This is a genomic window from Candidatus Zixiibacteriota bacterium (assembly GCA_019038695.1).
Taxonomy (GTDB): Bacteria; Zixibacteria; MSB-5A5; order GN15; family FEB-12; genus B120-G9.
Genome location: JAHOYZ010000021.1, coordinates 57,792 through 66,184 on the forward strand (window position 1 = coordinate 57,792; position 8,393 = coordinate 66,184).

Annotated in this window: 8 protein-coding genes; 4 read left to right on the forward strand and 4 right to left on the reverse strand. The window is 51.6% G+C overall.

The features are described from left to right. Positions 1 to 43: 43 nt before the first annotated feature. From pckA to prfB, 4 genes are all read right to left on the reverse strand, one after another. On the reverse strand, positions 44 to 1,702 hold the full coding sequence (gene pckA, locus KOO62_07240; protein ID MBU8933786.1) for a phosphoenolpyruvate carboxykinase (ATP): 1,659 nt from the start codon (positions 1,700 to 1,702) through the stop codon (positions 44 to 46). After that, the gene (locus KOO62_07245; protein MBU8933787.1) at positions 1,699 to 2,916 is read right to left on the reverse strand and encodes a pyridoxal phosphate-dependent aminotransferase; all 1,218 of its coding nucleotides are present in this window, start codon (positions 2,914 to 2,916) and stop codon (positions 1,699 to 1,701) included. The genes pckA and KOO62_07245 overlap by 4 nt, the downstream gene beginning before the upstream one ends. Before the next feature lie 5 nt (positions 2,917 to 2,921). Continuing rightward, positions 2,922 to 3,914 carry a phosphate acetyltransferase gene (pta, locus tag KOO62_07250; GenBank protein MBU8933788.1) on the reverse strand — a complete coding sequence of 331 codons (993 nt, stop codon included), beginning with the start codon at positions 3,912 to 3,914 and terminating at the stop codon, positions 2,922 to 2,924. Positions 3,915 to 3,943: 29 nt separating this feature from the next. After that, a protein-coding gene (prfB, locus tag KOO62_07255; protein ID MBU8933789.1) for a peptide chain release factor 2 occupies positions 3,944 to 5,075 on the reverse strand; the annotation gives its coding sequence in 2 pieces (ribosomal slippage) (positions 3,944 to 5,020 and positions 5,022 to 5,075; 1,131 coding nt in all). A 144-nt stretch (positions 5,076 to 5,219) separates the two neighbouring features. Between prfB and KOO62_07260 the strand changes: the two genes are divergently transcribed. From KOO62_07260 to KOO62_07275, 4 genes are all read left to right on the forward strand, one after another. Next, positions 5,220 to 5,867 (forward strand): MBL fold metallo-hydrolase, encoded by a 648-nt coding sequence (locus tag KOO62_07260; protein ID MBU8933790.1) that lies wholly within the window; start codon positions 5,220 to 5,222, stop codon positions 5,865 to 5,867. Positions 5,868 to 6,132: 265 nt separating this feature from the next. Beyond that, positions 6,133 to 6,699 carry a DNA-3-methyladenine glycosylase gene (locus KOO62_07265; GenBank protein MBU8933791.1) on the forward strand — a complete coding sequence of 189 codons (567 nt, stop codon included), beginning with the start codon at positions 6,133 to 6,135 and terminating at the stop codon, positions 6,697 to 6,699. Positions 6,700 to 6,971: 272 nt separating this feature from the next. Beyond that, on the forward strand, positions 6,972 to 7,601 hold the full coding sequence (locus KOO62_07270; GenBank protein MBU8933792.1) for a site-2 protease family protein: 630 nt from the start codon (positions 6,972 to 6,974) through the stop codon (positions 7,599 to 7,601). 85 nt (positions 7,602 to 7,686) lie between these two features. Beyond that, positions 7,687 to 8,283, forward strand: a complete 597-nt coding sequence (locus tag KOO62_07275; protein ID MBU8933793.1) for a hypothetical protein — start codon at positions 7,687 to 7,689, stop codon at positions 8,281 to 8,283. The last annotated feature ends 110 nt before the right edge of the window (positions 8,284 to 8,393 follow it).

Sequence of the window (8,393 nt, forward strand, 5' to 3'; positions counted from 1 at the left end):
TTCTGCTCAACAATCTCAATCAAATCCGAAGTTGCTGACTCTGCTATTTTTGTAGCCCAGTCTTATCCGGTCCTGCCTGAACTACGTCAGGAGTACAGCCGGAAGCGAATTTCTTGAAGTTTTCAATAAACAAAGCCGCCAACTGCTGATACTTCTCGCGGTAGGCGTTGGGGTCTTCCCATGTCTCAATGGGATTGAGTACTTTGTCGGGTACGTTTTCGCAATGTCGTGGTACCCTGAATCCAAAGACCGGATCGGTACGGAAGTCTGAGTCCGGCAGCTTTCCTTCCAAAGCGGCATTCAGCAATGCTCGTGTATGATGAATACTCATTCGTTTACCAATGCCGTACGGGCCGCCTGTCCAGCCGGTGTTAACCAGCCAGCATTTGACGTCGTGCTTGAGCATCTTATTCTTGAGCAATTCGGCATAATAAAACGGATGGTGCACCATGAACGGCGCTCCAAAGCAAGCGCTGAACGTAATCTCAGGTTCCTTACCAAGATCAATCTCAGTACCGCTGACTTTGGAAGTGTAGCCTGAGATAAAGTGGTACATGGCTTGTTCGGGGGAGAGTTCAGCGATTGGTGGCATGACTCCCGAAGCATCGCACGTCAACATAATGATGTTCTCCGGATGCCCGGCTTTCTTATCCGGCACGGCATTATCGATGTAGTGCAGCGGATATGCAGCGCGCGTGTTCGGTGTCATCAGTTCATCATCAAGATCAAGATTCCGCGAGACTGGGTCGAAGACAACGTTTTCGAGGATCGTGCCGTATTTCTGAGTACAGGCGTAGATCTGCGGCTCCGCCGTAGGAGAGAGGTTGATCACTTTGGCATAGCAGCCACCCTCGAAATTGAAAATACCCTCATCGCTCCAACCGTGCTCATCGTCACCGACCAGGTTTCTTTTGGGGTCGGCCGATAAAGTAGTTTTACCGGTACCGGATAGACCAAAGAACAAAGCGCTGTCGTTCTTAGGACCGACATTAGCCGAACAGTGCATGGTCAGCACGCCCTGGAGCGGGAGCAGGAAGTTCATAACGGTAAATACCGCCTTCTTGATTTCCCCCCCGTATCCGGAGTTGCCGATCAGACAGAGACGCTTATCAAAGTTTAACAGAATGAAAGTCTCTGACAGTGTGGAGTCGATCTGTGGCACTCCCTTGAATGAGGGAAGATCAATGATTGTGAAATCAGGTATAAAGCGACGACGTTCGTCGTTGGTCTTGGGCGCGATGAGCATATTGCTGGCAAAAAGGCTGTGCCAGGCGTATTCTGTGATGATGCGAACGGGCAGGCGGTAGTTTTCGTCGGCGCCGCCATAGCAATCCTGCACAAACAGGTCGCGACCCTGAAGGAAACCCTGCATGCGGTTGAAAACAGCGTCGAACTTTTCCTGGCTATAGGGTCGGTTATACTCGCCCCACCAGATTTTGTCCTCGGTAGAAGCTTCCTTGACCACAAACTTATCGTTGGCCGCACGTGCGGTGTGTTTGCCGGTGTTGACACTGATCGGGCCCATGTGAGTAAGGCGACCTTCTGAACGGAAGATAATCTCTTCGTATAGAGCTTCAGTCGGAAGATTCCAGTAGACATTGTTCAGATTGGTCAGACCGTGATTCGAGAGGCTGAAATCAGCTTTGACGGCGGTCTTTTCGTCCTGGGCAGGTGTCTTAACCTTGATGATGTACTGTGTCATTGCCAGTCCCTCCTGAACTTGCGGTCACCGATATATATCTCGTTCGGTGACTCGGGATCAAGCGCCCATTTGATACGGGCGATGCCTTCACGGATATCCTTGACGGAGCCACAGAAGCTAAGCCGCAGGTGTCCTTCCATACCGAACTCTCCGCCCGGCACCGCTACTACTCTGGCTTTGTCCACAAGGAATTTCGAGAGTTTCACGGAGTTTTTCTCGTAGGCTGAGAAGTCTGGCAGGCAGTAAAATGTTCCCCCCGGTACGACGGTATGAATGCCGCTAAAGGAGTTTAGCTCGTTGAGCATGATTGCGGCATTGTTCTCCAGGGTGAGCCGAAGATTCTCGACGCCGCTTTGAATTCCATTAAGAGCTGCCGCCGCTGCTGACTGAAGCACTACCGACGGACAGGATGTGTTCTGAGCCGCGACGTTAATCATTGTCTCAGTAACCTTGCGACTGGCGACAGTCCAGCCAATCCGAAAGCCGGTCATGGCGTATGATTTCGATACTCCATTAACGACGATCACCTTGGAATCTTCAATGTCCTTTTTGACAAACTTGTATACGGAAGTCCAGGATTGGTCATCGAAGACGAGTTTGTGATAAATGTCGTCCATTACGAGGTAAATACCCTTGGCCTCGCAGAACTCGACCAATTCGCCAATGAGGTCTTCACTATAAACCGCACCTGAGGGGTTGTTGGGGCTATTGATGATGATAGCTTTAGTGTAGGAGCTGACGTTCTGGGTGATGTCTTCCATCGTAGGCACGAACCTGCCGGATTCTGGTGTTACGATCACCGGCACACCATAGACCATCTTGACGATCTCCGGGTAGCTGACCCAATAGGGAGCAACGATAATGACTTCATCCTGCGGATTTACGAGGGTCATCATCAGGTTATAGATGGCCTGTTTGGCACCGGCGGAAGCCATTACATTTTGCGGACCCACGACTTTGTTGTAGTTGTCCTCAGTATAGCGAATGATCGCCTTGATTAGTGAGGGAATACCTTCGGTGGGTGTATAGCGAACTTCGCCCGATTTCAGTCTGGCGGCAGCACTGAGAATGGCATCAATCGGTACCTTACTCTTAGGTTCACCGGCTCCGAGATGTATGACCGGTTCACCACGCTCCCGCAGAAGACGAGCGGTTTCGTTGAGGGCCAGGGTTGGAGACTCACTGATCTCCCTGGCCAGTTGGCTCAGACTCATAAAACTTATCCCTTCAGCAAAGTCGCAATTGCGGTGACATCAACAATATCATCAAAGGAGCATCCACGAGATAGGTCGTTAGCCGGTTTGGCCAGCCCCTGAATGATCGGTCCGGTGGCGGTTGCTCCAGCTAGTCGCTCAGTTAGTTTGTAACCTATGTTGGCGGCATCAAGGTCGGGGAATATCAGAACGTTGGCGTCGCCGGCGATCTCCGAGTCGGGTGCTTTGCGAGCGCCGATCTCGGGGACAATTGCGGCGTCCAATTGGAATTCGCCGTCAACCTTGAGGTCGGGGTGTTCTGTCTTAAGTATATCGAGGGCTTTGAGAACCTTGTCGACGTCCTCGTGTTTGGCGGAGCCCTTGGTGGAGAATGACAACATAGCTACACGCGGCTCCTCGCCCAATAGGAATTTCATCGTCTCGGCGGTGGAAACAGCAATCGAGGCCAGTTGCTCAGGAGTCGGGTTGGGCACAACAGCGCAGTCGCCATACATGAACACTTTATCGTGGACGCCGCGGTATTTCGGCAGGGTCATCAAAAAGCAACTTGAGACGACCTTGATCCCCGGCTTAAGGCCGAGAACATGAATAGCAGCGCGAAGGACGTTGCCGGTGGTGTTGATGGCTCCGGCGACAGAAGCATCGGCGTGATCGTGACGTACCAACATTGCTCCGAAATACAACGGGTCCGCCATCAACTCCTTCGCTTGCTCCTCGGTGATGCCCTTGGCTTTGCGCATCTCCATGAACTCTGCCACATAAGTATTGTAGTTTGGCGAGTGGGCCGGGTCGACAACCTCAACCTGGCAGAGATTAAGGCCGTGTTCTTTGGCTAATGTTTCGATTTCTTTGGTGTCGCCCAGAATAGTTACCTGAGCGATTTCTTCCGAACGAATTTTCTTGGCGGCCTGGATAGTGCGCGGCTCGGTTCCTTCGGGGAGTACTACCCGGCGTTTCTTGGCGCGGGCATTGTCCTTGATTCGACTTAGTGCTTTCATTTATGATCCAATTTCCTGTGAAATGTTATTCATACCGTTTTGCTCGTTCGACGCAGACTGTCATTAAGCTCCGAGTCGGTCAGAAAGGCATCTATGAACTGATCCAGATCGCCATCCATCACAGCCTGCACATTGCCGGTTTCGACAGAAGTGCGGTGATCCTTCACCATGTTATACGGATGGAAGACATATGATCGTATTTGTGAACCCCACTCGATCTTTTTCTTAGCGTCCTCATATTTTTGCATCTTTTTTGCCTCTTCTTCCAGACGAAGCTGGTAGAGGCGTGAACGCAACACCCGATAAGCGGCATCCTTGTTCTTGTGCTGGCTGCGTTCGGATTGACATGAGACCACTATACCGGTAGGAGCGTGTGTCAGACGAACCGCCGATGAGGTTTTGTTGACATGCTGACCTCCAGCGCCAGAAGCGCGGAAAGTGTCCACGCGGACGTCATCATCTTTAATCTCAACGTCAAGGTTACCTTCCGCCTCAGGAAAGACATGCACAGATACAAAGGAAGTGTGCCTTCGAGCGGCCGCATCAAAGGGGGAGATGCGGACAAGTCGATGAACACCGGATTCCGCTTTGAGGTGACCGTAGACAAAATCACCAGAGAATTCCATTGTAGCTGATTTGAGCCCCGCTTCTTCACCCGGTTGGTAATCCATCAGATCGACTTTGAAACCTCGACGCTCCGCCCAGCGATTGTACATGCGAAAGAGCATTTCTGCCCAATCCTGCGATTCGGTTCCGCCTGCTCCCGGATGGATAGTGAGCAACGCATTGCGGTGGTCGTCGCGACCCGACAGCAATGCGGACGACTCCAGCTTGTCGGTGGAGTCTTCCAAATCCTTCAGGGCAGTCATGAGGTCTTCCATGTCGGAGGTGCCCGTTGCGGAATCGGTCATCTCCAGAAGCTCACTCAAATCGTTGAGGTCGCCATCCAGTTGTTGGTACGACTCGACCCATTTTCGATGTACCGCTGTTTCCTTGGTCACTGCCTGTGCGGTCTGGTTGTTATCCCAGAATCCTTCCTGCGCAGACAGTTTTTCGAGAGCGGCTATTCGCTTTTTGCGTCCATCGAGGTCAAAGAAACCTCGCAAGTTTGTCGAGTCGTTTTCTCAGATCCGGTATCTTATTTTTCAGTTCCGCACTCATCCTACAACATCCTCCATTCAGGAAGCGAGAAATATACTTCCGGGGTGCTATGGGGTCAATGAGATTTGCTCGGGAATAGTTACTTATTTCACAAGCCTGTGTGGGGTTGACTTTGCGGCCAATGCCCTTATCTTGGTGTCCATTATGAAGCTGCAAACACTTGTTGTCGGAATGTTTGAAGTCAACTGTTTCCTTTACTGGGATGAAGATACCGGGGACGGTGTTATCATTGATCCGGGAGATGAAGCCCAGAGGATTATCGAAGCGGTAGACCAAGCCGGATTCACGCCGAAAGCGATTTTACTGACCCATGGCCATGGCGACCATATCGTAGCCTTAACAGAGGTCAAGGAGAAGTATCGGATTCCACTATATATTGGCGATGGTGAACAGGACCTGCTGGCGAATCCATCGGCCAATGTAACTGCCCTAGTTGGCCACTCGATCATTACTCCACCGCCCGATCACTTGATGAACGATGGGGACACGCTCGCTATTGGCTCTGTCCAATTGAAGGTCTTGATGACACCCGGTCACACAACTGCCGGAGTCTGTTTCTACGACGAAATAGAGGCTCGTCTCTTTACGGGCGACACGCTTTTCTTCAGTTCTGTTGGTCGCACCGATCTACCTGGTGGATCGACCGAGCAGTTGATTGATTCCATCAAAACGAAAATCCTGACTCTGCCAGACTCGGTGACTTGTCACCCCGGTCATGGCCCTGAGACAACGGTAGGTAACGAACGCGCCCACAATCCGTTCCTGACTGGGGGGCTTAGCTCCTTTTTTTAAGAATCAGGGAGATTCGCTTGGTGCCCCACAGCTTGCTGCGGGATGAAATTTGTAGGCAGGGTGGCCCACAGCTTGCTGTGGGATCAGTAAGCACGTAGATTGTCTTGATGACAAGATTGCGACACATAGACGACTTGCGGCACAGCCCGAATTGTTATAATCACAATTGCCGAACTCCGGATATCGTTGTGGTAGGGTTATGGGGACGGTGAGGTATTCACGGAACCCACAGCAAGCTGTGGGCCACCCAGAGAGGAACCACACCATGCTACTCCGTTCCTTCTATGTCCGCCCAACACTTGAGGTGGCTCCTGATCTCATTGGTAAGTACATCGTCTATAAAACACCGGCTTGCCGGCTCTCGGCGCGCATCGTTGAGGTCGAGGCGTATATTGGTACCGATGATCCCGCCTGTCATGCTGCGCGGGGAAGGACCAAACGCAATGAGGTCATGTTTGGTCCGCCTGGAATCAGCTATGTCTATTTTATCTATGGTATGTACCACTGTCTCAATATTGTGACTGAACCTGAAGGCTCCCCGGCGGCAGTGTTACTGCGTGGGGCAGAGCCGGTGGAGGGAATCGACGAGATGCGACGACATTCACCGAAAAGTAAACCTCACGAACTGCTCAACGGACCGGGGAAGTTCTGTCGCTCGTTCGGACTGGATCGCACGCACAATGGTCTTGATCTTGTCGGTGGTGAACTCTATCTTGAAGATCGTCACGAGGAAACCGCTAATGTGGGTCAGTCGAATCGTATTGGAATAAGTGTGGGCAAAGAACTCCCGTGGCGGTTTTATGACAGGAATTCGAGGGTGGTGAAGGGGTAGTTTGGTAGGGTAGGAGCCCCGCGCTCCTGCCAGATGTGTCGAGACTGATGATAGTCTCGACCTACTCAAGACAGACAGATTACGCAATCAATATTGTCCTTACCACCCCCCCCTCACTTTTTTCTGGCTGTTAGCCTTTCTTAAGCGTACCATAATTCAAAGAAATCACCTCGTTGGTTCTGCGCGAGTGGGAATCAATAGGTTGGTTAGGAACCCACAGCAAGGGATGGCAAGGACGGAAGTATTAGTAGTGTCAGGAGTGATAGGCGAATATGTTTGGTGAGGATTTTTTACAACGAGCGATAATAGCCGCCCCGGCAATTCTATTTGCGCTAACCGTGCATGAGTTTTTCCACGCCTGGACGGCTCTGCGGTACGGCGATACTACGGCGCGTGATGCCGGACGGTTGACCCTCAATCCGCTGGCTCATCTGGATTTGATGGGTACCGCCATGATGTTCCTGTCAGGATTTCGGTTTGGCTGGGCCAAACCGGTGCCGGTGAATCTGATGAATCTACGCGATCCGCGTCGAGCCAATTTCTGGATCTCAGCCGCTGGACCACTCTCTAATCTTGGATTGGCATTTATCTTCGGGTCTCTATTACGCATAGTAATGACGGTGGGAATAGATATGCCTATGGCGGTGCTGATGATTCTGAAGTTTTCAGTTATAATCAACTGCTCGCTGGCATTTTTTAATCTCATCCCACTTTTCCCGCTTGATGGTTCGCATATACTGCGCAGTATCCTTCCGCCGGAGCAGACTGCTTTCCTCGACAAGCTCCAGCGTTTTTCACCGATCATACTGATGCTCCTGATTTTCTCCGGTATGACCTGGATGATCCTCGGGCCGTTCGTCTCGGCGGCGGTCTATTTTTTCTCTGGCATAAGGCTGGGCTAAGCAACCGATGTTGTCCCGGACCACCATCGGTGGATTTATCCTTCTGAGTCTTATCGGCTGTGGAAGCTCCTATAGATCAGAAGACGTGCGAGAATCCGCATCAGGGGGTAAGGTTGATAAAATCAGAGCAGAAGCGTGGCTGTTTGATGCTCGTGTCTGGCGCGAAGGAAAACCAACTTCGTTCCGGCTGGAAGTCTATCGAACGGATTCAGTGACAGCTTTGAGCGGCCGTGGGTATCTTGGCAAAGGGGCGATGAAGGGAACAATCAGGGACGACCGCCTGTATGTCTACTTCCCGCGGACGAATGAGTACCTTGACGAGTCAGCCGGATCACTTCTGGATGCGATGGGCTGTTCGGACCTGTCGCCGCGAGTGGATATTCTTGCCCTTTTGACCGATGTGCCGGATTCGGTTGACGGGCTGGAGAATGTTCAGGTGACAGCGAGCTATCTTGATTCCGAGCAGCCATCGTTTGTCATGTATTCGCGCGGGTGTCCCTGGCAGCTGGATTTGAAGTACGATAGACGAAAGGTGGGCTGGCGTCTGAAGGCTTTTGAGTTCAATTCTGGCGACGGCGTTCGGCTCAAAGTCAAGCGGCGTACTCTAAAACCAAGAGCCAGGGTTCCGGCTAAACGATTCCAAACAACCCACAGCCCTGACGCACGCCGCATAAGCTATTGATAAACACGGCCTTATGCGGGTGTTCCCGCAAAGTGATAATGTCCTATATGAGCAATTTAGAAATGTCCTAATGATTAGCTATACTTCATCCCAAAAGGCAAGGGATGAAT